This is a genomic window from Oleiphilus sp. HI0066 (assembly GCF_001635725.1).
In genome coordinates this window covers 1-776 of record NZ_LWFH01000562.1, presented here as the reverse complement: position 1 = coordinate 776, position 776 = coordinate 1, and the positions used below count along the sequence as shown (strand labels likewise).

The following is a 776-nucleotide window of genomic DNA, read 5'->3' as shown; positions in this document are numbered from 1 at the left end:
GCATTATTCTGATTTTCTCCGGTATTAATAACCGAGGAGTTGCTATCTTCTAACGGAGCTCCCACAAATAAAGTAGTACCCGCCAAAGCAACACTTGAACCGAATCGATCACCCTGATCATTAAAGCTCGGCTTAAGATAGTCTTTAACGACTGGCGTGCCATTTAATGACGCCTTGTTAAACAATAACGCAGATCCTGAATTAACTAGGGTTGCAGCAACCGGGTTATCAATAAGATCTTGCAAATCACTCGCTCTACCATTAGATAAAGCTAAATCACTCGGTGAAGCTGCATCATTTGGTACACCTACTAATAGGAATCGATCATTTACCGCCAAAGACGCACCGAAAGCCTGTCCAGAATGCTCAAATATATGTTGGTAAGTATTGGTTTGTGCACGCCACGTATTCCCTGACTCTCTAAAAAACTGATAGACCTTACCAAGTTGTCGAGCACTACCACCAATTTCACGCTGCTGTGGAGCCCCTACAAACAACTCGCCATTGAACTCTGCTAATGCCGAACCAAAACCCGTTTTAGGATCAACAATATTCAAGGCATTGTCTGGATTCTTAATATAACCAACCTCTTGCGCAACGCATGAATTCGAAATTTCGTAGACATAGACAGCTCCGCTATCGAACTGAGAATAATTTAAGTTTAACCCTGCAGCAGCTAAAGAATATGCACCAACCCCGTCGGAATCTTCCCCTGAAGCATAAACATACAAGTAATCTCCTCGCACAAGGACATTCGAGCCAAATGCATCATTCTC

General features: G+C 42.9%; 1 protein-coding gene. It reads right to left on the bottom strand.

The window, feature by feature from the left end; all coding sequences use genetic code 11:
* Nucleotides 1–776 (bottom strand): hypothetical protein (locus A3738_RS07600; protein WP_197473681.1); only part of this gene is annotated, 776 nt, incomplete at both ends.